27 protein-coding genes are annotated in these 26,335 nt (G+C 73.9%); 9 read left to right on the top strand and 18 right to left on the bottom strand.

The window, feature by feature from the left end; translation table 11 throughout:
• Positions 1 to 570 precede the first annotated feature (570 nt).
• A complete protein-coding gene (gene tyrS / locus ACFYPD_RS20455; protein ID WP_387115638.1) occupies positions 571 to 1,854 on the bottom strand; it encodes a tyrosine--tRNA ligase in 1,284 nt (427 codons plus the stop codon).
• Positions 1,855 to 1,957: 103 nt separating this feature from the next.
• Here tyrS and ACFYPD_RS20450 point away from each other — a divergent pair, with 103 nt between their 5' ends.
• The 4 genes from ACFYPD_RS20450 (at position 1,958) to ACFYPD_RS20435 (ending at position 4,332) form a co-directional block, all read left to right on the top strand.
• Positions 1,958 to 2,341 (top strand): PaaI family thioesterase, encoded by a 384-nt coding sequence (locus ACFYPD_RS20450; RefSeq protein ID WP_387115635.1) that lies wholly within the window; start codon positions 1,958 to 1,960, stop codon positions 2,339 to 2,341.
• A gap of 83 nt (positions 2,342 to 2,424) precedes the next feature.
• Positions 2,425 to 3,651, top strand: coding sequence for an NRAMP family divalent metal transporter (locus tag ACFYPD_RS20445; RefSeq protein WP_387115580.1), 1,227 nt, complete (start codon positions 2,425 to 2,427; stop codon positions 3,649 to 3,651).
• Entirely contained in the window at positions 3,648 to 4,028 is a 381-nt protein-coding gene (locus ACFYPD_RS20440) for a hypothetical protein (protein WP_387115577.1), read from the top strand. Before ACFYPD_RS20445 ends, ACFYPD_RS20440 begins: the two co-directional genes overlap by 4 nt.
• Positions 4,015 to 4,332 (top strand): PRC-barrel domain containing protein, encoded by a 318-nt coding sequence (locus ACFYPD_RS20435; protein ID WP_387115574.1) that lies wholly within the window; start codon positions 4,015 to 4,017, stop codon positions 4,330 to 4,332. Before ACFYPD_RS20440 ends, ACFYPD_RS20435 begins: the two co-directional genes overlap by 14 nt.
• Before the next feature lie 3 nt (positions 4,333 to 4,335).
• Here ACFYPD_RS20435 and ACFYPD_RS20430 read toward each other — a convergent pair whose 3' ends face one another.
• The 3 genes from ACFYPD_RS20430 to ACFYPD_RS20420 form a co-directional block, all read right to left on the bottom strand.
• Entirely contained in the window at positions 4,336 to 5,670 is a 1,335-nt protein-coding gene (locus ACFYPD_RS20430; protein WP_387115571.1) for a hemolysin family protein, read from the bottom strand.
• Positions 5,671 to 5,795: 125 nt separating this feature from the next.
• Positions 5,796 to 6,422 (bottom strand): hypothetical protein, encoded by a 627-nt coding sequence (locus ACFYPD_RS20425; RefSeq protein WP_387115568.1) that lies wholly within the window; start codon positions 6,420 to 6,422, stop codon positions 5,796 to 5,798.
• Between the two features lie 10 nt (positions 6,423 to 6,432).
• A complete protein-coding gene (locus ACFYPD_RS20420; protein ID WP_387115565.1) occupies positions 6,433 to 6,936 on the bottom strand; it encodes a GNAT family N-acetyltransferase in 504 nt (167 codons plus the stop codon).
• Positions 6,937 to 7,158: 222 nt separating this feature from the next.
• On the opposite strand from ACFYPD_RS20420, the gene ACFYPD_RS20415 reads away from it, so the two are divergent.
• Together ACFYPD_RS20415 and ACFYPD_RS20410 are read left to right on the top strand one after the other, a co-directional pair.
• Positions 7,159 to 7,419 carry a hypothetical protein gene (locus tag ACFYPD_RS20415; RefSeq protein ID WP_387115561.1) on the top strand — a complete coding sequence of 87 codons (261 nt, stop codon included), beginning with the start codon at positions 7,159 to 7,161 and terminating at the stop codon, positions 7,417 to 7,419.
• Positions 7,420 to 7,602: 183 nt separating this feature from the next.
• Positions 7,603 to 8,493 (top strand): universal stress protein, encoded by an 891-nt coding sequence (locus ACFYPD_RS20410; protein ID WP_387115558.1) that lies wholly within the window; start codon positions 7,603 to 7,605, stop codon positions 8,491 to 8,493.
• Between the two features lie 21 nt (positions 8,494 to 8,514).
• Here ACFYPD_RS20410 and ACFYPD_RS20405 read toward each other — a convergent pair whose 3' ends face one another.
• The 5 genes from ACFYPD_RS20405 to ACFYPD_RS20385 form a co-directional block, all read right to left on the bottom strand.
• On the bottom strand, positions 8,515 to 9,141 hold the full coding sequence (locus ACFYPD_RS20405) for an FMN reductase (protein ID WP_387115555.1): 627 nt from the start codon (positions 9,139 to 9,141) through the stop codon (positions 8,515 to 8,517).
• Entirely contained in the window at positions 9,138 to 10,277 is a 1,140-nt protein-coding gene (locus tag ACFYPD_RS20400) for an LLM class flavin-dependent oxidoreductase (RefSeq protein WP_387115552.1), read from the bottom strand. The genes ACFYPD_RS20405 and ACFYPD_RS20400 overlap by 4 nt, the downstream gene beginning before the upstream one ends.
• Positions 10,278 to 10,379: 102 nt before the next feature.
• Entirely contained in the window at positions 10,380 to 10,655 is a 276-nt protein-coding gene (locus tag ACFYPD_RS20395) for a ubiquitin-like small modifier protein 1 (protein ID WP_387115549.1), read from the bottom strand.
• A complete protein-coding gene (locus ACFYPD_RS20390) occupies positions 10,656 to 11,738 on the bottom strand; it encodes a WD40/YVTN/BNR-like repeat-containing protein (RefSeq protein WP_387115546.1) in 1,083 nt (360 codons plus the stop codon).
• Between the two features lie 82 nt (positions 11,739 to 11,820).
• Complete coding sequence (locus tag ACFYPD_RS20385) at positions 11,821 to 12,429, bottom strand: DNA-3-methyladenine glycosylase (RefSeq protein ID WP_387115544.1); 609 nt, start codon at positions 12,427 to 12,429, stop codon at positions 11,821 to 11,823.
• A gap of 91 nt (positions 12,430 to 12,520) precedes the next feature.
• Here ACFYPD_RS20385 and ACFYPD_RS20380 point away from each other — a divergent pair, with 91 nt between their 5' ends.
• Together ACFYPD_RS20380 and ACFYPD_RS20375 are read left to right on the top strand one after the other, a co-directional pair.
• Positions 12,521 to 12,946, top strand: a complete 426-nt coding sequence (locus ACFYPD_RS20380) for a DNA-binding protein (protein WP_355060823.1) — start codon at positions 12,521 to 12,523, stop codon at positions 12,944 to 12,946.
• 67 nt (positions 12,947 to 13,013) lie between these two features.
• On the top strand, positions 13,014 to 13,367 hold the full coding sequence (locus ACFYPD_RS20375; protein ID WP_387115541.1) for an MmcQ/YjbR family DNA-binding protein: 354 nt from the start codon (positions 13,014 to 13,016) through the stop codon (positions 13,365 to 13,367).
• Between the two features lie 40 nt (positions 13,368 to 13,407).
• Here ACFYPD_RS20375 and argH read toward each other — a convergent pair whose 3' ends face one another.
• Genes argH through argC form a run of 8 tightly spaced genes read right to left on the bottom strand, consistent with a single transcriptional unit; the run spans position 13,408 to position 21,767 of the window.
• Positions 13,408 to 14,871 (bottom strand): argininosuccinate lyase, encoded by a 1,464-nt coding sequence (gene argH / locus ACFYPD_RS20370; RefSeq protein ID WP_387115632.1) that lies wholly within the window; start codon positions 14,869 to 14,871, stop codon positions 13,408 to 13,410.
• Between the two features lie 14 nt (positions 14,872 to 14,885).
• On the bottom strand, positions 14,886 to 16,091 hold the full coding sequence (locus ACFYPD_RS20365; RefSeq protein WP_387115538.1) for an argininosuccinate synthase: 1,206 nt from the start codon (positions 16,089 to 16,091) through the stop codon (positions 14,886 to 14,888).
• The gene (locus tag ACFYPD_RS20360; protein ID WP_387115629.1) at positions 16,088 to 16,603 is read right to left on the bottom strand and encodes an arginine repressor; all 516 of its coding nucleotides are present in this window, start codon (positions 16,601 to 16,603) and stop codon (positions 16,088 to 16,090) included. Before ACFYPD_RS20360 ends, ACFYPD_RS20365 begins: the two co-directional genes overlap by 4 nt.
• Positions 16,600 to 17,523, bottom strand: a complete 924-nt coding sequence (argF, locus tag ACFYPD_RS20355; protein WP_387115626.1) for an ornithine carbamoyltransferase — start codon at positions 17,521 to 17,523, stop codon at positions 16,600 to 16,602. Before argF ends, ACFYPD_RS20360 begins: the two co-directional genes overlap by 4 nt.
• Entirely contained in the window at positions 17,520 to 18,716 is a 1,197-nt protein-coding gene (locus tag ACFYPD_RS20350; RefSeq protein WP_387115641.1) for an acetylornithine transaminase, read from the bottom strand. The genes argF and ACFYPD_RS20350 overlap by 4 nt, the downstream gene beginning before the upstream one ends.
• On the bottom strand, positions 18,713 to 19,600 hold the full coding sequence (gene argB / locus ACFYPD_RS20345) for an acetylglutamate kinase (RefSeq protein WP_387115535.1): 888 nt from the start codon (positions 19,598 to 19,600) through the stop codon (positions 18,713 to 18,715). The genes ACFYPD_RS20350 and argB overlap by 4 nt, the downstream gene beginning before the upstream one ends.
• On the bottom strand, positions 19,597 to 20,769 hold the full coding sequence (gene argJ / locus ACFYPD_RS20340; protein WP_387115532.1) for a bifunctional glutamate N-acetyltransferase/amino-acid acetyltransferase ArgJ: 1,173 nt from the start codon (positions 20,767 to 20,769) through the stop codon (positions 19,597 to 19,599). The genes argB and argJ overlap by 4 nt, the downstream gene beginning before the upstream one ends.
• Positions 20,766 to 21,767 (bottom strand): N-acetyl-gamma-glutamyl-phosphate reductase, encoded by a 1,002-nt coding sequence (gene argC / locus ACFYPD_RS20335; RefSeq protein ID WP_387115530.1) that lies wholly within the window; start codon positions 21,765 to 21,767, stop codon positions 20,766 to 20,768. The genes argJ and argC overlap by 4 nt, the downstream gene beginning before the upstream one ends.
• 231 nt (positions 21,768 to 21,998) lie before the next feature.
• On the opposite strand from argC, the gene ACFYPD_RS20330 reads away from it, so the two are divergent.
• Positions 21,999 to 23,714 (top strand): beta-1,3-glucanase family protein, encoded by a 1,716-nt coding sequence (locus tag ACFYPD_RS20330; protein WP_387115528.1) that lies wholly within the window; start codon positions 21,999 to 22,001, stop codon positions 23,712 to 23,714.
• A 50-nt stretch (positions 23,715 to 23,764) separates the two neighbouring features.
• Here the strand turns inward: ACFYPD_RS20330 and pheT are convergent, their stop codons facing one another.
• Positions 23,765 to 26,314 (bottom strand): phenylalanine--tRNA ligase subunit beta, encoded by a 2,550-nt coding sequence (gene pheT, locus ACFYPD_RS20325; protein ID WP_387115525.1) that lies wholly within the window; start codon positions 26,312 to 26,314, stop codon positions 23,765 to 23,767.
• Positions 26,315 to 26,335 lie beyond the last annotated feature (21 nt).

Genomic DNA, 26,335 nt, shown 5'->3' with positions numbered 1-26,335 from the left:
TGACCAGTCCGGGGTATAAATCAATTTGGCACTGGCTTATCAAGCACCCTGTTGAGTTCTCAAAGAACAACCACACACCATCGGAAACCCCGCACTGCGAGGCCCCCATCCGGGGCATTTCATTCGTCCCACACCCGCCGCTCTCGCGCCGGGCACTTTTACTACGTTACCCGGTGGTTTCTGCGGTGTCAAACCGCTGTTTCGCGGTTTGTCACGCTTCCACCCCTTTACCGGGCACCACAATTCAACCGGCTCGCGCCGGGCGCTTCGTGGATTTCGGCAGGACGGCCGCCGCGGTTTCCCGCTCGCTCGTCCGTGTCCCTGCCGGTCGACAACCTTACCCGGTCGGTTCCGCCTCGCCAAATCCGCCTTTCGGCGAATCTGGGGCACCGCCCGGTCCAGGATCCGATGGAGTCAACCATCCTCGCCCGGCCGTCATTCCCGCGCTCCGGCCTCCAGGTCTTTCGCCCTGTTTCGTCCGTTCCGCGCTGGCAGAGGAAAAGCTACGCGCCCAGCGGATTGATCGTCAAATCCGCCGGGCGCGTCCCGCGTCACACCGTCGACGTAGGGCTATCTGCCCAGCTCAACGCCCGCGAAGTTCCGCTTGCCCCGGCGCAGCACCAGGTAGCGGCCGTGCAGCAGGTCCGCCGGCGACACCGTGGCGTCCACCTCGGCGATGCGCGCGTTGTTGACGTACGCGCCGCCCTCGGCGATGACCCGCCGGGCCTCCTTCATGCTCGGCACGAGGCCCGACTCCTTGAGCAGGCCCGCGACGTCGGGCAGCTCATCGAGGTGCACCAGCCCGGCCTCGGTGAGCGCGGCGCGCAGGGTCTCCGGGGCCAGTTCGTCGAGCGAGCCGCGTCCGAAGAGCGCCTGACTGGCGGCGACCGCCTGGGCCATCTCCCGCTCGCCGTGCACCAGCGTGGTCAGCTCCTCGGCGAGGGCCCGCTGGGCGAGCCGCGCCTGCGGCCGTTCCGCGGTGGCCTTCTCCAGCTCCTCCAGCTCCTCCCGGGAGCGGAAGCTGAAGTACCGCAGGTAGCGGGTGACGTCCCGGTCGTCGGCGTTGACCCAGAACTGGTAGAAGGCGTACGGGCTGGTCATCTCCGGGTCGAGCCACACGGCGCCGGTCTCGCTCTTGCCGAACTTGGTGCCGTCGGACTTGGTGACCAGCGGGGTGGTGAAGGCCTCCACCGGCCCGGCGCCGCGACGCCGGATGTAGTCGACACCGGCGGTGATGTTGCCCCACTGGTCCGAGCCGCCGTACTGAAGCTGGCAGCCGTGCCGGCGGTGCAGCTCGAAGAAGTCGTTGGCCTGGAGGAGCTGGTAGCTGAACTCGGTGTAGCTGATGCCGGTCTCCAGCCGGGCCCGGACCACCTCGCGGGCCAGCATCTTGTTCACCGGGAAGTGCTTGCCGACGTCGCGCAGGAACTCCACCACCGACATCTCGCCGGTCCAGTCCAGGTTGTTGACCAGCTGGGCAGCGTTCTCCCCGGTGTACGAGACGAACGGCGCGAGCTGGTCATGGATGCGTTGGACCCAGCCGGCCACCACCTCGGGCGGGTTGAGGGTGCGCTCGGCGCTCTCCTTCGGGTCGCCGATCTGGCCGGTAGCGCCGCCGACCAGCAGCAGCGGCCGGTGCCCGGCGAGCTGGAGCCGGCGGGCCATCACGACCTGCATGAGGTTGCCGACGTGCAGGCTGGGCGCCGTCGGGTCGAAGCCCACGTAGAAGGTGGTGCTCCCGCCGTCGAGCAGCTCGCGCAGCTCGTCGAGGCCGGTCGAGTCCTGGATCAGGCCCCGCCACCGCAGGTCTTCGGTCAGGGAGTCCCGCCCCTGCGGGAGGTTGCTGTCCGTCACGGTCACCGATTCTCCCCCATCGCCGGCCCCGGCCCGTACCGGGTTTGCCGACGACGGGCGACTAGGCTGGCGCATCCACCGACAGGAGGGGGCCACCGTGGAGATGCCGGACGTGACCGGGGGCTTCGTCGCCCTGCTGGGCCTGAAGTTCGACGAGGTGACCGGGGACCGGGTGGTCATCCGCTGGCAGGTCCGTCCCGAGCTGCACCAGCCGTACGGGATCCAGCACGGCGGGGTCTACTGCTCGGTCGTGGAGACGGCGGCCAGCATCGGCGGCGCCCTGTGGCTGGGTGACAAGGGCAAGGTGGTCGGGGTCTCCAACCAGACCGACTTCCTGCGCGCCGTCCGCGACGGCGAACTGACCGCGGTCGGGACCCCGATCCATCGCGGCCGCAGCCAGCAGCTCTGGCTGGTGGAGATCACCGACGAGGGTGGTCGGCTGGTCTCCCGCGGCCAGGTACGGCTGCAGAACCTCACCGCCGCCTGATCCCGGGCTGGTCGATTCGCCCCAAAACGGGGATCTGACGCGGATATCGTCGCGTCGATGAGCCCGGCCACTCCCGACCCCACGTGAGGAAGCTCTTCGCCGCCACGCTCGGCGTGCTGTCCGCCGTCGGCGGCTTCGTCGACATCGGCGACCTGGTGGCGGCGAGCCAGGCCGGTGCCCGCTTCGGGATGGCCCACGCCTGGGTGCTCCTCGTCGGGGTGGTGGGCATCTGCGCGTACGCGGAGATGGCCGGCCGGATCGCGGCGGTGAGCGGCCGGGCGGTGTTCGACCTGGTCCGGGAGCGGCTGGGGCCGCGTGTGGCGCTGCTCAACCTGGTCGCCTCCTGGCTGGTCACGGTGATCACCCTGGCCGCGGAGCTGGGCGGGGTGGCGCTGGCGCTGCAGCTCGCCACAGGGTTGAGCCACCTGCTCTGGGTGCCGGTGGCCGCGGTGGCGGTCTGGCTGGTGCTGTGGCGGATGCGCTTCGAGCTGATGGAACGGGTCTTCGGCCTGGCCGGGCTGTCGCTGCTGGTCTTCGCGGTCGCGCTGTTCGCGCTGCCCACCGACTGGGCGGAGCTGGGGCACGGGGCGCTGGCGGTCGGCTCCGCGGGGGCCGGCTGGTCGGTGTACTGGTTCGTGGCGGTGGCCCTGTTCGCGTCGACGGTCAGCCCGTACGAGGTCTTCTTCTTCTCCTCCGGCGGGGTCGAGGAGCGGTGGAGCGCCGCCGACCTGGCGCACGCCCGCTCGAACGTGCTGATCGGCTTCCCGGTGGGCGGTTTCCTGGCGCTGTCGCTGATCGCCGTGGCGACGGTGGCGTACCAGCCGTCGGGGGCCCCGCCGGACACCCTCGACGCGGTGGCGCGGCCGGTGGTGACCGCGCTGGGCGGGGCCGGGCTGGCCGCCGCCGTGCTGGCGTTCTTCGCGGTCACCTTCGGCGCGGCGCTGGAGACCGGCCTGTCGGCCGCGTACGCGGCGTCGCAGTACTTCGGCTGGCAGTGGGGCAAGCGGGTCAGCCCGCGGGAGGCGGCCCGGTTCCACAGCGTGCTGCTGGTCGGCCTGCTGCTCGGGGTGCTGCTGCTGATGACCAGCGTGGACCCCATCCGGCTCACCGAGTACATGCTGGTGCTCAGCGCGGTGGTGCTGCCGCTGACCTACCTGCCGATCCTGGTGGTGGCGAACGACCGCAACTACCTCGGCGACCGGGTCAACGGGTGGTGGACGAACCTGCTCGGGGCGCTGTTCCTGCTGCTCATCGTCGCCGCCTCGGTGGCGGCGATCCCGCTGGCGATCATCACGAGGATGGGGCGATGAGGATCCAGCTCGCCAAGCAGTTGCTCGACCGGCAGATCGTCGACGTCGACGGCCGGCTGGTCGGCCGGGTCGACGACATCGCGTTCGCCGTCGACGACGACGGCTACCCGTACGTGGACTGCCTGCTCACCGGGCAGGCGGCGCTCGGGCAGCGGATCGGCGGCCGGATCGGGCGGCTGCTGGTGGCCGTCGCCGACCGGTTCACCGACGACCCGCCGGTGCCGCCGCTGCGCGTCGCGCTCACCCAGGTCGACCGGGTCGACAGCGTGGTACGGCTGCGCTGCCCGGCGGCCGACCTGCCGCCCTCGCCGGTGGAGTCCTGGCTGCGCCGGCACCTGATCGACCGGATTCCCGGAGCGCACCGTGCGAGCGAGTGAGCTGCTCGGCCGCACCGCGTACGACCTGCACGGGCAGCGGCTGGGCCGGGTGGTCGACGTGGTGGTGCGGGGCGGCTGGCCACCGGAGCGGCTGCGGATCACCGACGTGATCGTCGCGGGCCACTGGTGGACCCGCGTCACGAGCCGGCTGATCGGGCCGGAGCGGCACCCGTCCGGGCCGTGGCTGCTGCGCGCGATCACCCAGGTGCTGGGGCGCAGCACCCGCCAGGTGCCCGCCGACTCGGTGCAGTTGCTCCCGCCGGTGCCGGGCTTCCCGTTCGGCCCGCCGGCCGAGCGGCGTTGAGGGTCAGCCGCGGGCCTTGTCGAGCACCGGCGCGCCGTCGGCGTCGGCGTCCTCGATGCGGTCGCGGCGGGCGTGCCGGCGGACCCGGACCTCGGTGATGGCGTGGTGGTCGACGCCGCCCACGGCCAGGTCCCAGCCGTCGACCCGGACCCGCTCCCCCGCCACGGTGGGGATGTGCCCGAGGCAGATGAGCACGAGCCCGGCGATGGTCGTGTAGTCGCCGGGCGGTCGGTTGGGCAGGTCGACGCCGAGGTCGGTGAGGTCGTGCACCGGGAAGGTGCCGGGCAGCACCAGCGTCCCGTCCTCCTCGGTGCGGATCGAGCCGAGGTCCCGGTCGGTCTCGTCGTAGATCTCGCCGACGATCTCCTCGAGGATGTCCTCCAGGGTGACGATGCCGTCGACGGCGCCGCGCTCGTCGACCACCAGCGCGATGTGCTGGCGTTCCGCCTTGAACTGGCGCAGCGCGTCGACCACCGGCAGCGAGTCGGGCAGCAGCATGGGCGGCCGGGCGATCTCGTCCACCGGCCGGTCGTCGGGGACGCCGACCAGGTCGCGCAGGTGGATCACCCCGACCGCGTCGTCCAGGCCGCCGTGCCGGACCACCGGCGCCCGGGAGTGGCCGGTCGCGGCGAGCACCAGCCGGGCGGCCTCCGCGGTCGTCCCGCTGTCGAGGGTGAAGACCTGCAACCGGGGTACGAGCACCGCGCGCAGTTGCCGGTCGGCGATCTCCACGGCGCCGGCGATGATGGTCCGCTGCTCCTTGGTGAAGCCGTGGTTGCCGGCCACGATGTCGCGCAGCTCGTCCGGGCCGATCTCGTCCGGCTCGTGCTTCGGGTTCAGCCCGAACAGGCGGACCACCAGGTCGCTGGTGGCGCCGAGGGCCCAGACCGCCGGTCGGGTGACGCTGGCCAGCAGGTCGAGCGGGCGGGCCACGACGAGCGCCCACCGCTCGGCGGACTGCATGGCGATCCGCTTCGGGGCCAGCTCGCCGAAGACCAGGGTCACGAAGGTCAGCGCCAGGGTGACCGCGACGATGGCGACCGTCTCGGCGGCGTCGCCGAACGCCCCGAGCAGCGGGACGAGGGGCTTCGCGAGGGACACCGCTGCGGCGGCGGAGGCCAGGAAGCCGGCCAGGGTGATCCCGATCTGGATGGTGGCCAGGAACCGGTTGGGGTCCTTGGCCAGGCGGGCCAGGGTGCGGCCGGCCCGGCTGCCGCGTTCCAGCCGCTGGAGCTGGCTGTCGCGCAGCGAGACCAGGGCCATCTCGCTGCCGGCGAAGGCCGCGTTGACGATCACCAGAACTCCGACCAGGGCCAGCTGGCTCCAGTAGCTCTGCACGCCCGCTTCTCTCCCCCTCGAACCGACCCGGGCCGGCCCAGATGGCTACCCGTCGCCGACCGTGGCCCGGGCGGCGTCGCCCCTCAGTGCCCCGCGGGCGGGCCGCGCAATCCTCCGGTCGCGGGTCAGGTGGTGGCGGGCAGGTCCAGCACGTACGCGTCGCCCTCCGGCCGGAAGCCGAGCCGGTGGTAGTAGGGGGCGACCATGCCGCGCGGGCTGACCACCCGGCGGAAGCCGCGGTCGGTGAACAGCCGGCTGCGCCGGTAGACGAACTCGCCGGGGGTGAAGTCGCGGAACGGCGGGGTCACGTAGTCCAGGTCGATCTGGGCCACCCCGCCGGCCTCCGCGTGCGAGACCACCACGCCGACCACCTCGTCGGCGCGGACCACCAGGAACGCCGAGCGGTCGGCGGCGCCCGGGTCCCAGCGGAAGTCGGGGTTGAACCGGGCGATGTCGGCGGCGTGCACCCGCAGGGTGTGGGCCAGGAAGGCGTCGCCGGTGCCCACCTCGACCACCTCGTAGGTCTGCGCGTCGTGCCGGGTGGCGAGCATCGTCCGCAGGTACCAGACGTTGATCACGGCGAGCACCACGTTGAGCCCGACCATGGGCCACACGTGCACGGCGGCGTTGTAGCCGATCAGGATGAGGCAGCCGACCAGGTTGAGCGCGCGCAGCCGCAGGATGCGGGTCTGCAGGAGCGACCAGACCAGCAGCGCGGAGCCGGCCCAGCCGACGAGTTCCAGCCAGTTCACCCCGGGGAGACTAGTGGTCGCCCTGGTCAGCCGGCGCGGCGGGCAGCTCCAGGACGTACTCCTCGACCTCGGCGCCGCGGCTCTCGGCGTATCCCGAGTCCTCGCCGACCACGACGAAGCCGCACTTGCGCAGCACCGCGAGGGAGGCGGCGTTGTCCTTGGCGGCGCGGGCGTGCACCGGCCGTTGCGGCAGCTCGCGCAGCAGCGCGGCGAGCGCGGCGGTGGCGTGGCCCCGGCCCCAGCGGGTCGGGTCGATCCAGTAGCTGACCTCGGTGCGCTCCCCCACGGGGAAGGCGGCCACGCGCCCGACCACGGCGCCGCCGACGGTCACGGTGCGCAGGACGATGCGGGGGTCGGCCCGGATGCGCGCCCAGTGGGCGTCGAAGGCGGCCCGGTCGGCCGGGTCCTTCGGGCCGAAGGCGGCCATCCAGGTGGCCTGTGGATCCTGCTCGTGGGCGAAGAACGCGGGCAGGTCGTCGTCGCGCACCGGGCGGAGCCGCACCTCACTGGTCACCGCCGGAGGATACGCGGGCCCACCGACAGGACCGGGATGTCCGGCCCGGTCCGGCTCCGCCGGGGGGACTGTGGGGCCGATACGAGACAGTCCGCTGACGGGCGTGGTCACGTCACTCGGCCGATGGATCGGCGCCGAAGTCGGTGCCGGACGAACCGGGTGGGGTCAGAGGATCCACGGATGAACAGGATGCTTCAGCGCCCGCGGAGTCGGGCATTTCCGATGCGTACCGTCCGGGCTTCTGTCGTCGGCCCGACGGCGGCCGGCCCGCGTGCCCTGGGCCCGACGGCGGCCGCGCCGCTGGCGCTCGCCGCGGCGGCGATCGGCGCGGTGGCGATCGGCCGGCTGATGATCGCCCGTCTGGCCATCCGTCGGGCGGTGATCCGTGAGCTGCGGATCGGCCGGCTGGAGGTGGACGACCTGGTCGTCCACCGGCATGCGGTGGGTCAGCCGGCCGGCGGGGGCGCCGCCCGGCAGCCGTAGAGGTGCGGCAGCCGCACCCGGGACGCGTGCAGCCGGCCCACCACGACGCTCCTGAAGCGGGTGGTGAGCTCGATCCCCACGTCCGTCCACGGTCCTCGGCGGCCACTTCCCCTCGGCCGGCCCGCCGGGTTGAGGCGCCGCAGGGCGGGGCGTCGTCGACAATGGGCGGAGCCGACCGGAGGGATGCCGATGAACCGACCTGTCGTGGCGGGCGTCGACGGATCGTCGACCAGTCTCACCGCCGCCGAACACGCCGCCCGGGCCGCCGTGGCTCGGTCCCGGCCGCTGCACCTGGTGCACGGCTACCTGCACCCGCTCGGCTACGGCGTGCCGCTCAACCCGTACGACCTCGGGGTGCCGGCGCCCACCGAGGAGGCGCAGAAGATGTTGGAGCAGGTGGCCGCCGAGCTGGTCGAGCGGCATCCGGGCCTGCGGGTGGAGGTGCGCCAGGTGGCCGGTGGCCCGGGCGCCGCCCTGATCGAGGAGTCCCGCCGGGCGGAGCTCGTGGTGGTGGGCAGCCGGGGCGTGGGCGGCTTCGCCGGGCTGCTGCTCGGCTCGGTCAGCAACCAGGTGGCGCAGCACGGGCACTGCCCGGTACTGGTGGTTCGCCCGGCGGAGCAGCCCATCCCGGTACGGGGGCCGGTGCTGGTCGGGGTGGACGGGTCGGAGTCGGCCGCGTACGCCGTCCGGCTCGCCGCCGACGAGGCGGTCCGCCGGGACGCCGACCTGGTGCTGGTGCATGTCCGCACGTCGGAGCGGGGCGCGGTGGCGCCGGACGCCGCGGCGGAGGCCACCGCCGCCGCGCAGGCCGAGTCGGCGGAGCTGCTGGCCGGGGCGGCCGCCCGGATCCGCACGGACCACCCGGTGCTGAGCGTGGTCGAGCGGCCGGCGCGGGGCGCTTCCCCGGAGCAGGCGCTGATCGAGGCGAGCGGGGAGGCGGCGCTGGTGGTGGTCGGCTCCCGGGGCCGGGGTGGCTTCGCCGGGCTGCTGCTCGGCTCGGTCAGCCAGGCGCTGGTGCAGCACGCCCACTGCCCGGTGCTGGTGGCTCACCTGTACGAGCCGGCCGACGACTGAGGTCGCCGGCCGGCTCCGGGGTCAGGCCGGGTCGCGGCCGGCGAGCAGGTCCGCGAAGCTGGTGGTGAGCGCGAACGGGTCGGCTGGGCCGGTCGCCGCCGGACGGCGGTCCACCTGCTCGGCCAGCTCGATGCCGGCGCGCCGGATCCGGGCCCGCAGGGCGCTGTCGCCGCCGTCGCCGGCCCAGTCCTCCGGCGCGGCGAAGACCGCCGTCGGCACCACGACCGCCCTCAGGTACGCGAACATCGGCCGGACCGCGTGCTCCAGAGCGAGCGAGTGCCGGGCCGTGCCGCCGGTGGCCCCGATCACCACCGGCCGGTCGGCCAGCGCCTCCTTCTCGACGACGTCGAAGAACGACTTGAACAGGCCGCTGTACGAGGCGTTGAAGATCGGGGTGACCGCGATCAGCCCGTCCGCGCCCGCGACGGTGTCCAGCGCCGCCCGCAGGGCGGCCGGCGGGAAGCCGGTGAGCAGGTGGTTCACGACGTCGTGGGCATGCTCGCGCAGCTCCACCGTACGGATCTCCACCTCGGCGCCGCGCCGGACCAGCTCGTCGCGGGCGGCCGCGGCGAGCTGGTCGGCGAGCAGCCGGGTCGACGAGGGCTGGCCGAGGCCGGCCGAGACCACGGCCAGGGTGCGGCGCGTCATCGGCCCTCCTCCGGCGCCTTGCCGGTCACGTCGTCGACGGCGTGGACCGTGCTGTCCTTGGCGCCGCCTGCCGCGGCCAGCAGCGAGGCGTGGGTCGGCGCCTCGGGCACGTGCGCGGGACGCCGCGAGTCGAACTCCTTGCGCAGCACCGGGACGACCTCCTGGCCGAGGATGTCGAGCTGCTCCAGGACGGTCTTCAGCGGCAGCCCGGCGTGATCCATGAGGAAGAGCTGGCGCTGGTAGTCGCCGACGTACTCACGGAAGCCCAGTGTCCGGTCGATGACCTGCTGCGGGCTGCCCACGGTCAGCGGGGTCTCCCGCGTGAACTCCTCCAGCGACGGCCCGTGCCCGTAGACCGGGGCGTTGTCGAAGTACGGCCGGAACTCGCGGACCGCGTCCTGCGAGTTCTTCCGCACGAAGACCTGGCCGCCGAGGCCGACGATGGCCTGGTCGGCGGAGCCGTGGCCGTAGTGCGCGAAGCGCTGCCGGTAGAGGCCGACCATCCGCTGGGTGTGCTCCTTGGGCCAGAAGATGTGGTTGGCGAAAAAGCCGTCGCCGTAGTACGCGGCCTGCTCGGCGATCTCCGGGCTGCGGATCGAGCCGTGCCAGACGAACGGCGGCACGCCGTCGAGCGGGCGCGGGGTCGAGGTGAACGACTGGAGCGGGGTGCGGAACCGGCCCTTCCAGTCGACCACGTCCTCCCGCCACAGCCGGTGCAGCAGGTCGTAGTTCTCGATGGCGAGCGGGATGCCGTTGCGGATGTCCTGCCCGAACCACGGGTAGACGGGCCCCGTGTTGCCACGGCCCATCATGAGGTCCACCCGGCCGTCGGCCAGGTGCTGGAGCATCGCGTAGTCCTCGGCGATCTTCACCGGGTCGTTGGTGGTGATCAGCGTGGTCGAGGTGGACAGCAGCAGCCGCTCGGTGCGGGCCGCGATGTGGCCGAGCATGGTGGTGGGCGACGACGGCACGAACGGCGGGTTGTGGTGCTCGCCGGTGGCGAACACGTCGAGCCCGACCTCCTCGGCCTTGAGCGCGATGGCCACCATGGCCTTGATCCGCTCATGCTCGGACGGCAGCCGCCCGTTGGTCGGGTCGACCGTGACGTCGCCGACGGTGAAGATCCCGAACTGCATGACCAGCTCCTCGCGTGGGGTCCGGACCGCCCCGGCCCGGAATCGCTCCGCACAACATATTTGACGAAGCAACTATTCCACCCCGACGCTCCCCCGGCGGCGTCAGCCGCCGGCCACCGAGGGAAGGATCTGGACCTCGGCGCCCTCGGGGACCATGGTTTCCAGGTTGCCGGTGTGCCGGCAGTCCTCGCCGTCGACGTAGACGTTGACGTAGCGGCGCAGCTCCCCGCGCTCGTCGCGGATCCGGCGGGCCAGCCGCGGCCAGGTGGTGGCCAGCTCGTCGAGGACCGCCCGCAGCGAGCCGGCGGCGGCCACGGTCAGGCGGCCCTCGCCGCCGGTCTCGCTCCGGAGCGGGCCGGGCAGCAGCACCGTGACCACTCAGACCTCCACGGCCCGGACGCAGAGCACGTCCGGCAGATGCGCGGCGACCAGGGACCAGGAATCGCCCTCGTCGGCGCTGCCGTAGACCTCGCCGGAGCGGGTGCCGAAGTAGACGCCGGCCGGGTCGTGGTCGTCGACGCACATGGCGTCGCGCAGCACCGAGGGATAGAAGGGCCCGTCGGGCAGGCCGGCGGTCAGCGGCTCCCAGCTCTCGCCGGCGTCCGCCGAGCGGTAGACCCGGCAGCGCCGGTCGGTCGGGAACCGCTCGCCGTCGGCGGTCAGCGGGAAGGCGTAGACGGTGCCGGGGCGGGACGGATGGGCGACGATCGGGAAGCCGAAGTCGCTGGGCAGGCCGGCGGCGATCGAGGTCCAGCTGCGCCCGTCGTCGTCGGAGCGGTAGACCCCGTGGTGGTTCTGCGCGTACAGCCGCTGGGGGTCGCCGGCGTCCCGGGCGATCTTGTGGACGCACTGGCCGAACTCGGGCCACTCGTCGGGCAGGAAGTAGGCCCGGATCCCGGTGTTGCCAGGCGCCCAGCTGACTCCCGCGTCCTCGGTGCGGTAGACCCCGCCGGTGGACATCGCCACCGCCATCCGGCCCGCGTCGCCCGGGTGTGGGAGCACGCTGTGGACGGCCTGGCCACCGAAGCCGGCGCCCCACCGCTCCCGGTGTGGATGGTCCCAGAGCGCCCGGACCAGGCTGAAGCTGCGCCCGCCGTCCTCGGAGCGGAAGAGCGCGGACGGTTCGGTGCCCGCCCAGACCACGTCGGGCTGGTCCGGGCCGGCCGGGGTGAGCTGCCAGACCCGCCCCAGGCTGACGCCGGTGTCGGCCGGGAACGCCACCGGCGCCTGCTCGGGCTCCTGCCAGGAGTCACCCAGGTCGTCGCTGGTGGCCACGCTGGGGCCGAAGTGCGAGCTGGTCATGCCGGCCAGCAGTCGGGGCCGGCCGGGGCGCTTGTCGACGGCGACCGCGTAGACCCCGGTCATCGGGAAGTGCGGGCCGCTCACCGCCCAGCCGCGCCGGTCCGGGCTGGTGGCCAGGAAGAGTCCCTTGCCGGTGCCGATCGCGAGCAGCGTCGTCATGCCGGTCCTCCCTCGTCGATGGGTGCGGTGATTATCGCCACACCCACCGACAGGATTCCCACCCGGCGCGCCGAGCGTCGGGTCAGTGCCGGGCCCGGGGCATGTGCCGGCGGTACGCGCTCACCGTCGGGTCGCCCGTGATCCAGAAGCGCCAGGGCACGTCGTGGGCGCCGGTGACGCCGACCCGGGGCCCGGCGGTCACCGCCGCCTCGGGCACCGGCGCGAGCGGGGGCCGCAGCCGCACCGGGCCGTCGCCGAGCAGGTCGGCGCCGTAGACGGACCGGTCGATGCCGAGCGCCGCACACAGCCGGGCCGGCCCGCGCGCGAGATCCACGTCCCGGCGTACGGCGGGGCGGCGCTCCCGGGCGGCGTCGAGGCCGTCGACCACCTCGCCGGCGCGCAGCAGCACGGCCGAGGCTTCGCCGTCCGGTCCGGTCACCACGTTCACGCACCAGTGCATGCCGTAGGTGAAGTAGACGTAGGCGTGCCCGGCCGGGCCGAACATCACCGCGTTGCGCGGGGTGCGGCCCCGGTGGGCGTGCGAGGCCGGGTCGCCGGCGGTGCCGGCGTACGCCTCGACCTCGGTGATCCGGACGGTGACCCCGTGCCCGCTGAGCCGGCAGCCGAGCAGACCGCGGGCGGCGGGAACCACCGGGCCGGCGAGCAGGTCGGAGAGGTCGGTCGTGGTCACCGGGAAACCCTAGCGGGACCCGAGAGGCGAGCACGAATTGCTTTCAACGGGCTGTTGACAAAATGTCGTTCAAGGGTGTGGAATCGACGACATGGTCACGATGGACAACGACCCGTTCACCGCTCCGGATGCTGCCCAGGCCCGGGCCCACCGCAACTACGCGGCCCTGCTGCGGATCGCCGAGCGGCACGCCGGCACCGACGCCCGCCGGCGGCGCTACGCGCACCCCGACGTCCCCGACGCCTACGAGGCGGCGACGCTGGTGATGGCGCTCGCGGGCGGGGCGGAGCTGGCGGAGGGCGAGGAGCCGGTCGACCACGCCGACCTGATGGCCGCGCTGACCCTGATCCCGCACGTGCGCGCCGAGGTCGACGCGCTGGAGGCGGGCCTGCTGCAGGTGGCCCGCGGCCGGGGTCTGACCTGGCAGGCGATCGCCTTCGGGCTGGGGCTGGGCAGCGCGCAGGCGGCCCGGCAGCGCTACGAACGACTCACGGTCCGCACCGGCACCGGCGACTGACCTCGCAACGGCAGACTGTCACAGCCGCGGGTGAGACTGTGCCGGTGAACGGCACGGAAGGGATGCGATGAGGCGCGAGGAGATGCTGTCCTACTGCCTGGCAAAGCCGGGCGCCTGGCTGGACCGGCCGTGGGAGGGCGACGAGGTGGTCAAGGTCGGCAGCCGGATCTTCGCCTTCCTCGGCGCACCCGAGGGCGAGGCCCGGGTGGGGCTCAAGTGCGGCCCGTCCCGGGAGGTGGCCGACGAGTGGCTGCACCGGTTCCCCGACGACGCCCGCTCCTCCCCCTACATCGGCCGCTCGGGCTGGAACACCCTGCGGCTCGACGGAAGCATCCCGGACGAGGAGCTGATCGAGGCGGTCGACGGGTCGTACGACGCGGTGGTGGCGAAGCTGCCCAAGCGCGAGCGACCGACGGCCTGACCCCGCGCGGCGGCCGGGCCACCGCGCGGGGCCGTCGGGGTCAGCGGGGCACGACCTGCTCGGCGGCCCAGTCCCGCCAGCCGGCCAGCTTGTCCGCGGCCGCGGCGAGCTGGTCGGCCACCGGTCCGGGGCCGGTGGAGCCGGGGGTGGTCCGGGCGGCCAGGGCGGAGCGCACCGAGAGCACGTCCCGCACCGAGGGGTCGAGGTGCTCGCTGACCGCGGCCAGGTCGTCGTCGGAGACCTCGTCCAGGGCGCAGTCGCGGGCCACGCAGAGCGCCACCAGCCTGCCGGTGATCTCGTGCGCCTCGCGGAACGGCACGTTCCGGCGGACCAGCCAGTCGGCGACCTCGGTGGCGAGCGAGAAACCCGCCGGCGCGGCGGGCACCAGGCGGTCGACCCTGACCGTCATGGTGGAGATCATCCCCGCGAGGGCGGGCAGCAGCAGCTCCAGGGTGTCGACCGCGTCGAAGGCCGGCTCCTTGTCCTCCTGCATGTCCCGGTCGTAGGTCATCGGCAGGCCCTTGAGCATGGTGAGCACGCTCATGAGGCCGCCGACCAGGCGGCCGGACTTGCCCCGGGCCAGCTCGGCGATGTCCGCGTTCTTCTTCTGCGGCATGATCGACGATCCGGTGGCGAACGCGTCGTCCAGCTCGACCCAGCCGAACTCCTGCGACGTCCAGAGCACCACCTCCTCGCCGAGGCGGGACAGGTGCACGCCGACCATCGCGGTGACGAAGAGGAACTCGGCCACGAAGTCCCGGTCGGCCACCGCGTCCATCGAGTTGGCGAAGGACGTGCGGAAACCCAGCTCCTTGGCCACGGCCACCGGGTCCAGCGGCAGGCCGGAGCCGGCGAGCGCGCCCGCGCCGAGCGGGCTGACGGCGCACCGGTGGTCCCAGTCGCGCAGCCGCTCCAGGTCCCGCAGCAGCGGCTGCACGTGGGCGAGCAGCCAGTGCCCGAAGGTGACCGGCTGGGCGTGCTGGAGGTGGGTCATGCCGGGCGCGGCGGTGTCCACGTGCCGCTCCGCCTGCTCGACCAGGGCCTCGGCCAGCTCGACCAGCCGGGCGGCCACGCCGCGGGCGTGGTCGCGCAGGTAGAGCCGCAGGTCGGTGGCGACCTGGTCGTTGCGGGAGCGGCCGGCGCGCAGCTTGCCGCCGAGGCTGCCGAGCCGCTCCAGCAGGCCGCGTTCCAGGGCGGTGTGCACGTCCTCGTCGTCGACGGTGGGCCGGAACGTCCCGGAGGCGCAGGCGGCCTCCAGGTCGTCCAGCGCGGCCAGGATCTTCCCCAGTTCCTCGGGGTCGAGCAGGCCGGCGCCGGCCAGGACCCGGGCGTGCGCCCGGGAGCCGGCGATGTCGTACGGGGCGAGGCGCCAGTCGAACTGGACACTCACCGACAGCCGCGCGAGCGCCTCGGCGGGGCCGCCGGCGAACCGGCCTCCCCAGAGGCTCGTCCGGTTGGCGGGGGCGCTGTTCTCGGTCAGGCTCTTGTCGTCCACCCCACCCATTGTGCTGGTCACGATCACACGTCACCGAGCCGGGCGTCCCGCGCGGCGGCCATCTTGCTGGGCAGGCCCCAGAGCTGCACGAAGCCCTTGGCGAGGGACTGGTCGAAGGTGTCGCCGGTGTCGTAGGTGGCCATGCCGAAGTCGTAGAGGCTGGCCTCGGAGCGCCGGCCGGTGACGGTGGCCCGGCCGCCGTGCAGGGTGAGCCGCACCTCGCCGGAGACGTGCTGCTGGGCGTCGTCGATGAACGCGTCGAGGGCCTTCTTCAGCGGCGAGAACCAGAGGCCGTCGTAGACCAGCTCGCCCCAGCGCTGGTCGACGCCGCGCTTGAACCGGGCCAGGTCCCGCTCGACGGTGACCGCCTCGAGCTCCTGGTGGGCGGCGATCAGCGCGATCGCGCCGGGGGCCTCGTAGACCTCGCGGCTCTTGATGCCGACCAGGCGGTCCTCGACCATGTCGAGCCGGCCGACGCCCTGGGCGCCGGCGCGCCGGTTCAGCTCCAGGATCGCCTGGTACGGGGTGACGGTCTCGCCGTCGACGGCGACCGGCACGCCGGCGTCGAAGGTGATGACCACCTCGTCGGCGTCGCGCTGCTCGGCCGGGTCGGCGGTGTAGGAGTAGAGGTCCTCGATCGGGCCGTTCCAGATGTCCTCCAGGAAGCCGGTCTCCACCGCGCGTCCCCACAGGTTCTGGTCGATGGAGTACGGCGACTTCGCCGACACGTCGATCGGCAGGCCCTTCTCCTCGGCGAAGGCGATCGCCTTGTCCCGGGTCCAGGCGAAGTCCCGGGCCGGAGCGATGATCTTCAGGTCGGGGGCGAGCGCGCTCAGGCCGACCTCGAAGCGGACCTGGTCGTTGCCCTTGCCGGTGCAGCCGTGCGACACGATGGTGCCGCCGTGCTTCTGCGCCGCGGCCACCAGGTGCTTGACGATCAGCGGCCGGGACAGCGCGGAGACCAGCGGGTAGCGGTCCATGTAGAGGGCGTTGGCCCGGATCGCCGGCAGGCAGTACTCGGCGGCGAACTCGTCGCGCGCGTCGATGACCTCGGACTCGACGGCGCCGCAGTCCAGCGCGCGCTGCCGGATGGCGTTCAGATCCTCGCCGCCCTGGCCGACGTCGACCGCGACCGCGATCACCTCGGCGCCGGTCTGCTCGGCCAGGTAGGGAATGGCGACGGAGGTGTCGAGACCTCCGGAGTACGCCAGGACGACCCGCTCGGTCATGGTGTGGTGCTCCCTTCAACGTTCTCTTCCCGACGGGCCCATGCGGCGAGCTTGTCGCCCAACGCGGCGCCGCCGACGGCCTCGCGGGCCACGACGAGGATGGTGTCGTCGCCGGCGATGGTGCCGACGATCTCGGACAGGCCCGCGCGGTCCAACGCGCTGGCCAGGTATTGGGCTGCGCCCGGCGGGGTGCGCAGCACGGCGATGTTGCCGCTGGAGTCGACGCCGTTGAGCAGCTCGCGCAGCAGCCGGACGAGGCGGGCCGGGGCGGCCTCGGCCTCCCGCAGCGGCCGGTGGCCGTCCTCCGGGATCAGGTAGACACCCCGCCCGTCGCCGCCGCGCGCCGTGACCGCCCCCAGTTCCTTGAGGTCCCGGGAGAGGGTGGCCTGGGTGACCTGGATGCCGTCACCGGCGAGCAGGTCGGCCAGCTCGGTCTGCGAGTGGATGGCCTTGTCGCGGATCAGCTCAACGATGCGGCCGTGTCGCGCGGCACGGGTCAGCGGGGCGGTCATGATGCCTCCAGGAGAAACGTCAGCAGCGCCTTCTGGGCGTGCAGGCGATTCTCCGCCTGGTCGAAGACGGCGCTGCGCGGCCCGTCGAGCACCTCGTCGGTGATCTCCTCGCCCCGGTGGGCAGGCAGGCAGTGCAGCACGATCACCTCGGCCGCGGCGTGGTCGAGCAGCGCGTCGTCGACCCGGTACGGCAGGAACGGCGTGATGCGGTCCTGGCCGTCGGCCTCCTGGCCCATCGAGGTCCAGGTGTCGGTGGCGACCACGTCGGCGGCGCGGACCGCCTCGACCGGATCGGTGAGCACCCGGACCGAACCGCCGGTGCCGGCGGCGATCTTCTCGGCCCGCGCGACGATCTCGGCGTCCGGCTGGAAGCCGACCGGGCCGGCGATCCGCACGTGCATCCCGGCGGTCGCCCCGGCCAGCAGGTAGGAGTGCGCCATGTTGTTCGCCGCGTCCCCGACGTACGCCAGGGTGCGCCCGGCGGTGGCGCCGAAGCGCTCCCGGACGGTGAGCAGGTCGGCGAGGAGCTGGCAGGGGTGGTAGGTGTCGGTGAGCGCGTTGACCACCGGCACGGTGGCGTGGCTGGCGACCTCCCCGATCCGGTCGTCGCCGTGGGTGCGCAGCACGATCGCGGCGACGTAGCGGGACAGGACCCGGCCGGCGTCGGCCAGCGACTCGCCCCGGCCGAAGTGGGTGACCTGGGTGTCCACCACGAGCGGGTGCCCGCCCAGCTCGGCGATGCCCGCGTCGAAGGAGATCCGGGTGCGCAGGCTCTGCTTGTCGAACAGCACGGCCACCGACCTCGGCCCGGCCAGGGGCTTGTGGGCGAACCGGTCGGCCTTCATCCGGGCGGCCAGGTCCAGCACGGCGGCCTGGTCGGCGGGCGACAGGTCGTCGTCCCGCAGGAAGTGCCGGATCATGCGGGGACCTCCGTGGCGGTGAGTGCGGGCGCGGCGGCGTCGAGGGCGGCCGGCAGGGCGGCGAGGAAGGCGTCGACCTGCCCGGCGTCGAGGATCAGCGGCGGGGCGAGCCGGACCACGTCCGGCTGCACCGGGTTGACCAGGAAGCCCGCCTCGCGCAGCGCGCCGGTCAGCGCGCCGGAAACCGGCGCGTCGAGCACGACGCCGAGCAGCAGGCCGGCGCCGCGGACCTCGGCGACGAGCGGGTGGCCCAGCCCCTCGATGCCGCGCCGCAGCCGCTCCCCGACCCGCTTGACGTGGTCGAGCAGCCCCTCGTTGGCAATGGTGGCGACCACGGCCAGCGCGGCGGCGCAGCTGACCGGGTTTCCCCCGAACGTGGTGCCGTGCGAGCCGGGCGTGAGCAGGTCGGCGGCCCGCCCGAAGGCCAGGCAGGCGCCGAGCGGCAGCCCGCCGCCGAGCCCCTTCGCCAGGGTGATGACGTCCGGCTCGACGCCGTCGGCCTGGTGGGCGAACCAGTGCCCGGTGCGGCCCACGCCGGTCTGCACCTCGTCGAGCACCAGCAGCGCGCCGTGCGCGGCGGTGATCCGGCGCGCCTCGGCCAGGTAGCCGGGCGGCGGGACGACGACGCCGTTCTCCCCCTGGATCGGCTCGACGATCACCATGGCGGTGGCGTCGGTGACCGCCTCGGCCAGGGCGGCGGCGTCGCCGTACGCCACGTGGGTGACCTCGCCGGGCAGCGGGCGGAACGGGTCGGCCTTGGCGGGCTGGCCGGTCAGCGCCAGGGCGCCCATGGTCCGGCCGTGGAACCCGCCGTGCGCGGCCACCACGTGGGTGCGCCCGGTGAGCCGGGAGAGCTTGAACGCGGCCTCGTTGGCCTCGGCCCCGGAGTTGGCGAAGAACACCCGGCCAGGGCGGCCGGCCAGGGCCAGCAGCAGCTCCGCCAGGGCCACCGGAGGCTCGGCGACGAACAGGTTCGACACGTGGCCGAGGGTGGCGACCTGCCGGGACACGGCGGCCACCACGGCCGGGTGGGCGTGGCCGAGGGCGTTGACCGCGATGCCGCCGAGCAGGTCGACGTACTCCCGGCCGGCCTCGTCGACCACGACGGCGCCGGAGCCGGAGACGAGCGCCAGCGGCGGGGTGCCGTAGTTGTCCATCATGGCCTGGCCCCAGCGTTCGACCAGCGTGCTCATGACGAGATCACCATCGTGCCGAATCCTTCCGACGTGAACACTTCGAGGAGCGTCGAGTGGGCGACCCGGCCGTCGACGACGTGCGCGGCGGGCACTCCCCCGCGCACCGCCCGCAGGCAGGCCTCCATCTTCGGGACCATCCCGGACTCCAGGGACGGCAGCAGCTTCGCCAGGTCGTCGGTGGTGATCTCGCTGACCAGGCTGGCCGTGTCGGGCCAGTCGGCGTAGAGGCCGGGCACGTCGGTGAGGACGACCAGCTTGCGCGCCGCCAGGGCGACGGCGAGCGCGGCGGCGGCCGTGTCGGCGTTGAGGTTGTGCAGCACCCCGTCGGCGTCCGGCGCGACCGTGGAGATGACCGGGATCCGGCCGGCCGCGATGAGGTCGGCCACCGCCGAGACGTCCACCGACTCCACGTCGCCGACCTGCCCGACGTCGACCGGCTCCCCGTCCACGTACGCCGGGCGGCGCACCGCGGTGAACAGGCCGGCGTCCTCGCCGGAGAGACCGACCGCGAACGGGCCGTGGGCGTTGATCAGGCCGACCAGCTCGCGGCCGACCTGCCCCACGAGGACCATCCGGACGACGTCCATGGCCTCGGGGGTGGTGACCCGCAGGCCGCCCTTGAACTCGCTGGCGATGCCGAGCCGGCCGAGCATGGCGGAGATCTGCGGACCGCCGCCGTGCACGACGACCGGCTTGAGGCCGGCGTACCGGAGGAAGACCATGTCCGCGGCGAACGCCCGCTGCAGCTCGGGTTCGACCATGGCGTTGCCGCCGTACTTGACCACGACGGTGGCGCCGGAGAGGCGGGCCAGCCAGGGCAGGGCCTCGATCAGCGTCTCGGCCTTGGCCTGGGCCCGGGTGAGGTCGGCGGTGAGGTTCATGTGGAGTACGCCGAGTTCTCGTGCACGTACGCGTGCGACAGGTCGTTGGTCCAGATCGTCGCCGCCGCGTCGCCCGCGTGCAGGTCGATCCGGATGGTGACGTCCCGGCCGGTGAGGTCGACCTTGGCCCGGTCCTCGGCGGCGCCGCCGCCCCGGCACACCCAGATCCCGTTGACCGCGACGTCCACGCCGTCCGGCTCGAACGCGGCGGCGGTGGTGCCGACGGCGGCGAGGATCCGCCCCCAGTTCGGGTCGTTGCCGAACAGCGCGGTCTTGACCAGGTTGTTCCGAGCCACCGAGCGGCCCACCTCGACCGCGTCGTCCTCGTCGGCGGCGCCGACCACGTCGATGGCAATCTGCTTGGTGGCGCCCTCGGCGTCGGCGATCAGCTGCTGGGCCAGGTCGTGGCAGGCGGCGGTCACCGCGGCGGTCAGCTCGGCGGCGGTGGGCTCGATGCCGGAGGCGCCGCTGGCCAGCAGCAGCACGGTGTCGTTGGTGGACATGCAGCCGTCGGAGTCGACCCGGTCGAAGGTGACCCGGGTGGCGGCCCGCAGCGCGGCGTCCAGGGTCTCCGGCCCGGCCACCGCGTCGGTGGTGAGCACGCAGAGCATGGTGGCCATGGCCGGGGCGAGCATCCCGGCGCCCTTGGCCATGCCCCCGACGGTCCAGCCGCTTCCCCGGGCCACGGTGGTCTTGGGCCGGGTGTCCGTGGTCATGATCGCCTCGGCGGCCGGCCGGCCGCCGTCGCGGGACAGGCCGCGCACCGCGCCGCGGACACCCGGGAGGAGCTTCTGCATGGGCAGGCGCTCGCCGATCAGGCCGGTGGAGCAGACCGCCACCTCGCCGGCGCCGACCATCAGCCGGGGGCTGCTGGCGGTGAGCGCGGCGGCGGTGTGCTCGGCGGTGGCGTGGGTGTCCTGGAAGCCGGCCGGGCCGGTGCAGGCGTTGGCGCCGCCGGAGTTGAGCACCACGGCGCGGACCACGCCGCCGCGGACGACCTGCTGGGTCCAGAGCACCGGGGCGGCCTTGACCCGGTTGGCGGTGAAGACGCCGGCGACCCCGGCGTCGGGGCCGTCGTTGACGACGAGGGCGACGTCGCCGGCGCCGCTGGCCTTGAGGCCGGCGGCCACACCGGCGGCGCGGAAGCCCCGGGGGGTGGTCACGCTCATGGGGCTACTCCAAACACGGACAGGCCGGTGGTCTCGGGGAGGTCGACCATCAGGTTGGCGTTCTGCACGGCCTGGCCGGCGGCGCCCTTGCCCAGGTTGTCGATGGCGCTGACCACGATCACCCGGCCGGAGTCGATGTCGACCGTGGCCTGGAGGTGGCAGGAGTTCCCACCCGCGGTGGCGGCGGTGTGCGGCCAGGTCCCCTCGGGCAGCAGGTGCACGAAGGGCGCGTCCGCGTACGCCGCCGCGAGCACCTCGCGGGGGTCGGCGTCGCCGGTGGGGACGGCGGTGACGGTGGCCAGGATGCCCCGCGGCATGGGGGCCAGGACCGGGGTGAAGGAGAGGCTGGTCGCGCCGGTGGCCTGCTTGATCTCCGGCACGTGCTGGTGGGCGCCGACCTTGTAGGGCGACAGGTCGCCCATCACCTCGCTGCCGAGCAGGTGGGGCTTGGCGGCCCGGCCGGCGCCGGAGGTGCCGGAGGCGGCGACCACCACCACGTCGGTGGGGAGGACGGCGCCCGCGGCGATCAGCGGGGCGAGGGCAAGGGTGGTGGCGACCGCGTAGCAGCCGGTGCTCGCGACCCGGTCGGCCGCGGCGATGGCGGCGCACTGCCCGGGCAGCTCGGGCAGCCCGTAGGTCCAGGCGCCCGCGTGGTCGCCGCCGTAGTAGCGGGCCCAGGCGTCGGCGTCGCGCAGCCGGTGGTCGGCGCCGAGGTCGACCACCTTGACCGTGGTGGGCAGGGCCGCGGCGAGGGCCGCCGACTGCCCGTGCGGCAGGGCCAGGAAGACCAGGTCCGCCTCGGCCAGGGTGCTCGGGTCGGTCGGCCCGAAGACCAGGTCCAGCCCGGCGAGCTGCGGGTGTACGGCGGCGACGGGCCGGCCGGCCGAAGCGTGGGCGGTGGCGGCGACCAGCTCGAACTCGGGGTGCCCGGCGAGCAGCCGGAGCAGTTCGCCCCCGGCGTACCCGCTCGCGCCCGCGACCGCGACTCGAATGCCCATACTCACCTCCGCATGACTATGCAACGAGGCTAGCAGCGATGATCCGCTTCTGCAAGTTCATGCGGTGTGGCGTATGAACCTGCATGGACTCGCCGCGCATTGACAGCCGCCCATGTGTGGCAGATCCTGAGAGAGCGCTCTCACGGGCCGTCCCGCCCGCGTAGGCGCACTCCCACCACGCCCACCACCCCGCGCCCGCCGCAGGCCGCGGCGGGTGGAAGGAGCCCTCCCGTGCCCACCCCCAGGACACTGCTGCGCGCCCTGCTCGCGCTCGCGCTGGCCACCACCGGAGCGGTGGCGGCCGCCTCGCTGGCCCACGCCACCGGCCCCGCCCTGCTCCCGCTGACCGTCACCAACGCCACCGGCCGCACCGACGCCACCTGGCTGTACGTGCTCGGCACCGACCTGGCCACCGGCCGGCTCGGCTACGTCAACGCCGGCGGCGCCTTCACCCCCTGGCCGGCCGGCGGCCTGCCCCCCACCCCCGCACCGGACGTCGCCGTGCCCGGCCCGGCCAACGGGGCGAGCACCGTGCTGCGGCTGCCCCGCAACCTCTCCGGACGGGTCTACTTCTCCTTCGGCGCCAAGCTGAAGCTGTTCCTCACCCCGGACGGCCTGGTCCAACCCGCGCCCTGGGCGGCCGGCGACCCCAACCGGGACCTGCTGTTCGACTGGTCCGAGTTCACCTACAACGACGCCGGGCTCTGGCTCAACAGCTCGCAGGTGGACATATTCGCCGTGCCGCACGCGGTGAGCGTCACCGGCGCCACCGGGACCACCCGGCGGACCGGGCAACCGGTCGACGACGGGCGCAACAAGGTCATCGCCGCGATCCGCGCCCAGTCGGGCTGGAGCGGCGCCGTGCAGACCCGCTCCGACGGCACGGTGCTGCGGGTGCTCGCCCCCGGCAAGGCCGCCGACGCCGGGCTGTTCAGCCGCACCTACCTCGACCCCTACATCGCCTCGGCCTGGCAGGCGTACGCGACCAGGACCCTGACCGTCGCGCCCTTCACCGACCAGCCGGCCGTGCGCTACTACGGGCGGACCAGCGGCGACGTGCTGACCTTCACCGACGGCGGCGGCCGGCAGGTGGCCACCTTCCGCCGGCCGTCCAGCGCCGACGTGTGGGGCTGCGACGGCGCGCTGGCCGCCCCGAACGACCTGGTCGTCGGCCCCATCGCCCGGACCCTCTGCGCCGCCCTGCACCGCTCCACGCTGGGCACCCTCGACCTGCAGCCCTCCGGCGGCCCGGCCGACTTCTACCGGGGCGCGCTGACCAACCACTACTCCCGGATCGTGCACGCCAACATGGCCGACGGGAAGGCGTACGGGTTCGCCTTCGACGACGTGCTCAACCAGGAGTCGCTGGTGCACGACGGCGACCCGCGGGCCGCCGCGATCACGCTCAGCCCGTTCGGCCCCGGCGGCGGCCCCAGCCCCTCACCCAGCCCGTCGACCACGGCCACCCAGGGCCCGTTCAGCGCCACCCGCTACCTGCGGGCCGGCGGCGCGCTCGACCCGGCCACCGGCGCGGCCGGCACGGTGAGCCTGGCCGCGGCCGGGGGCAACCACGACGGCACGCCCACCAACCCGCAGGTCTTCACGGCCCGGGGTCTCACCGGCCGGTGGACCGGCGGGGCGACCGCCTTCGACCTCTCCGTCGACGCCGGCACCGCGGTGGGCGACGGGGTCCAGGTGCGGATCTCCTACGACCGGACCGGCGACGGCGGCTGGGACCGGGTGGAGACCTACGCCTACTTCGCCACCGACCCGGTGCCCGGCTGCGAGCACTACCGGCAGACCCAGGGGCTGCGCTCGGCCACCGGCACCCTCGGTGACCTGACCGGCGGCACGGTGCGCGTCGAGGTGTGGAACGCCATCGGCGGCACCCCGACCACGCTGGGCGTCGGCGACTCCTCCCGGATCACCATGCCGTACACCGGCTGAACACGCGGACGGGCCCCACCCGTGGTGGGTGAGGCCCGTCCGGTCCGCCGTCAGGCGCCGCGCAGGGTGGCGCCGAAGCGGCGGGCGGCCTCGGCCACCGCCGCGTCCCGGGCGGCCACCGCCTCCTCGCCCGCGAGGGTACGGTCCGGGGCCCGGAACGTCAGCTTGTACGCCAGCGACCGGCGGCCCGCGCCGAGTTGCTCCGAGGCGTAGACGTCGAAGAGCCGGACGTCCTCCAGCAGCGGGCCGGCCCCCTCGGCGAGGGCGCGCTCCACCTCGGCGGCCGGGACCGACTCGTCCACCACGAGCGCCACGTCGATGAGGGCGGGCGGGAAGGTGGAGACGGCCGGGCCGGCCACCACCGGCGCGGCGGGCAGCGCGTCCAGGTTCAGCTCCATGGCGCTGGTGCGCCGGGGCAGCTCCAGGGTCGCCACCACGTTCGGGTGCAGCTCACCGGCGTACCCGACCACCGTGTCGTCCACCAGCAGTTCGGCGCAGCGGCCGGGGTGCCAGGGCGCGCGTTCGGCGGCCCGGACGGTGACCCGGTCGGCCGGGATGCCGGCGGCGGCGAGCACCGTCCGGCCGGCCTCGACGGCGTCCGCCCAGCCGGCCGGGCGGCCCGCGCCCCACCAGCCGGTCGGCTCCATCTCCCCGGTGAGGGCCACGGCGACGTGCCGCGGCTGGTCCGGGACCACGGCGTCGGCGCGGGCGAACTCCTCGTCGGTGGGCCGCCGATCCACGCCCATGGCCGGCGGAGCGCCGGCGCCGGGACGCGGGTGGAACACCGTGCCGATCTCGTAGATCGCCAGGTCCCGCTGGCCCCGGCCGACGTTGCGCTTGAGGATGCCGAGCAGCGGGCCGAGCAGCGTGGTGCGCAGCAGCGGCTCCTCCTCGGACAGCGGGTTGGCCACCCGCACCGCCCGGCGGCGCGGGTCGTCGGCCGGCAGGCCGAGCTGGTCGGCCAGCTCCGCGGCGACGAACGGGTGCGCCAGGACCTCGACGTACCCGCGCTCGGCGAGCGACCGGGCGACCGCCCGGCGACGCTGCTGCTGCCCGGTGAGGCCGCGGCCGGGCGGCGCGGTGGGCAGCACCGACGGCACCCGGTCGTAGCCGTCGAGGCGGACCACCTCCTCGACCAGGTCGGCCGGGTCGGCGAGGTCGGGCCGCCAGGTCGGCGGGGTCACGCTCAACACCTCGCCGCCCGCCGCGGCGGCCACGCCGGTCTCGCCCGGATCCTCGCCGAGCCGGTCGGCGCCCCGGGTGACCGTGCAGCCGACCTGCTCCAGCAGCTCCACCACCCGCTCCGGCGGGTACGCCACGCCGACCCGCCGCGACGGCAGGTCCACCGGCAGCGCCACCGGGGTACGCGGCCGGACGTGGTCGAGGTCGAGGATCTCGGCGCCGACCGTGCCGCCCGCGTGCTCGGTGAGCAGCCGGACGGCCTTCTCCAGCGCGACCAGCGGCAGCGCCGGGTCGACGCCCCGCTCCCAGCGCTTGGCCGCCTCGCTGAACAGCTTGTGCCGCCGCGCGGTGCGCCCGACCATGGCCGGATCCCAGTGCGCCGCCTCGAAGAGCACGTCCGTGGTGGAGGCGACGACCTCGCTGGTCTCGCCGCCCATCACGGCCGCGAGCGAGATCGGCCCGGTGTCGTCGCAGATCACCATGTCCTCGGCGACCAGCGTGCGGGTGACACCGTCCAGCGTGGTCAGCTTCTCCCCCGGCTCGGCCCGGCGGACCACCAGCGGGCCGCTGATCCGGTCGGCGTCGAAGGCGTGCATCGGCTGACCGAGTTCGAGCATCAGGTAGTTGGTGATGTCGACCGGCAGGGAGATGCTGCGGACGCCGGCCACGCTGAGCCGCCGGGACATCCAGCCTGGCGTCCGCGCGGTCGGGTCGACGCCGCGGACCATCCGGGCGGCGAACCGGTCGCAGCCGACGGTGTCGCGCACGTCGACCGGGTACGCCGGCTCGGCGGTCCCGCCCGGCGCCGGAATGTCGGCCGGGTCGCGGAACGGCACCCCGAGGGCGTGCGACAGCTCGCGGGCGATGCCCCGGACGCTGAGCGCGTACCCGCGGTCCGGGGTGATCTCCAGCTCGACCACGACGTCGTCGAGGCCGACCACCGGGCGCGCGTCGTCGCCGGGCTTGGCCGGGGTGTCCTCGGGCAGCACGATGATGCCCGAGTGGTCGTCGCCCAGGCCCAGCTCCTTGGCCGAGCAGATCATGCCGTGGGAGTTGCGCCCGTACGTCTTGCGCGCGCCGATGTGGAAGTCGCCGGGCAGCACGCCGCCGGGGAGGATCACCACGACCCGGTCGCCCGGGGCGAAGTTGCGCGCCCCGCAGACGATCTCCTGCGGCTCGCCGGTGCCGTTGGCGGCGCCGACGTCCACCCGGCAGAACCGGATCGGCTTCTTGAAGCCGGTCAGCTCCTCGATCTCCAGCACCTCACCGACCACCAGCGGGCCGGTGACGGTCTCCCGCAGGTCCACCACGGAGTCGACCTCGATGCCGAGGTCGACCAGCGCCTGCTCCAGGTCGCCGGTGGGCAGTTCGGCCGGGAGGTCGACGTACTCCCGCAGCCAACTGACAGAAACTCGCATGACTGTTAAACCACCGTCTCC

Source organism: Micromonospora sp. NPDC005299, assembly GCF_042872345.1.
In the GTDB taxonomy this organism is placed as follows: Bacteria; Actinomycetota; Actinomycetes; order Mycobacteriales; family Micromonosporaceae; genus Micromonospora.
Note: the sequence above shows the minus strand (reverse complement) of the source record. Positions and strands in the feature narration are given on the sequence as shown.

Excerpts from the sequence above, each read along its gene's own strand:
- ACFYPD_RS20375 (WP_387115541.1), top strand. The coding sequence starts at position 13,014 with ATGAGGCGCGAGGAGATGCTGTCCTACTGCCTGGCAAAGCCGGGCGCC.
- ACFYPD_RS20410 (WP_387115558.1), top strand. The coding sequence starts at position 7,603 with ATGCCGATGAACCGACCTGTCGTGGCGGGCGTCGACGGATCGTCGACC.
- ACFYPD_RS20450 (WP_387115635.1), top strand. The coding sequence starts at position 1,958 with ATGCCGGACGTGACCGGGGGCTTCGTCGCCCTGCTGGGCCTGAAGTTC.
- ACFYPD_RS20390 (WP_387115546.1), bottom strand. The coding sequence starts at position 11,738 with ATGACGACGCTGCTCGCGATCGGCACCGGCAAGGGACTCTTCCTGGCC.
- argJ (WP_387115532.1), bottom strand. The coding sequence starts at position 20,769 with ATGAGCGTGACCACCCCCCGGGGCTTCCGCGCCGCCGGTGTGGCCGCC.
- ACFYPD_RS20360 (WP_387115629.1), bottom strand. The coding sequence starts at position 16,603 with ATGACCGCCCCGCTGACCCGTGCCGCGCGACACGGCCGCATCGTTGAG.
- ACFYPD_RS20350 (WP_387115641.1), bottom strand. The coding sequence starts at position 18,716 with ATGAGCACGCTGGTCGAACGCTGGGGCCAGGCCATGATGGACAACTAC.
- ACFYPD_RS20365 (WP_387115538.1), bottom strand. The coding sequence starts at position 16,091 with ATGACCGAGCGGGTCGTCCTGGCGTACTCCGGAGGTCTCGACACCTCC.
- ACFYPD_RS20405 (WP_387115555.1), bottom strand. The coding sequence starts at position 9,141 with ATGACGCGCCGCACCCTGGCCGTGGTCTCGGCCGGCCTCGGCCAGCCC.
- argH (WP_387115632.1), bottom strand. The coding sequence starts at position 14,871 with ATGGGTGGGGTGGACGACAAGAGCCTGACCGAGAACAGCGCCCCCGCC.
- argF (WP_387115626.1), bottom strand. The coding sequence starts at position 17,523 with ATGATCCGGCACTTCCTGCGGGACGACGACCTGTCGCCCGCCGACCAG.
- ACFYPD_RS20400 (WP_387115552.1), bottom strand. The coding sequence starts at position 10,277 with ATGCAGTTCGGGATCTTCACCGTCGGCGACGTCACGGTCGACCCGACC.
- argC (WP_387115530.1), bottom strand. The coding sequence starts at position 21,767 with ATGGGCATTCGAGTCGCGGTCGCGGGCGCGAGCGGGTACGCCGGGGGC.
- argB (WP_387115535.1), bottom strand. The coding sequence starts at position 19,600 with ATGAACCTCACCGCCGACCTCACCCGGGCCCAGGCCAAGGCCGAGACG.
- ACFYPD_RS20440 (WP_387115577.1), top strand. The coding sequence starts at position 3,648 with ATGAGGATCCAGCTCGCCAAGCAGTTGCTCGACCGGCAGATCGTCGAC.
- ACFYPD_RS20415 (WP_387115561.1), top strand. The coding sequence starts at position 7,159 with ATGCGTACCGTCCGGGCTTCTGTCGTCGGCCCGACGGCGGCCGGCCCG.
- ACFYPD_RS20380 (WP_355060823.1), top strand. The coding sequence starts at position 12,521 with ATGGTCACGATGGACAACGACCCGTTCACCGCTCCGGATGCTGCCCAG.
- pheT (WP_387115525.1), bottom strand. The coding sequence starts at position 26,314 with ATGCGAGTTTCTGTCAGTTGGCTGCGGGAGTACGTCGACCTCCCGGCC.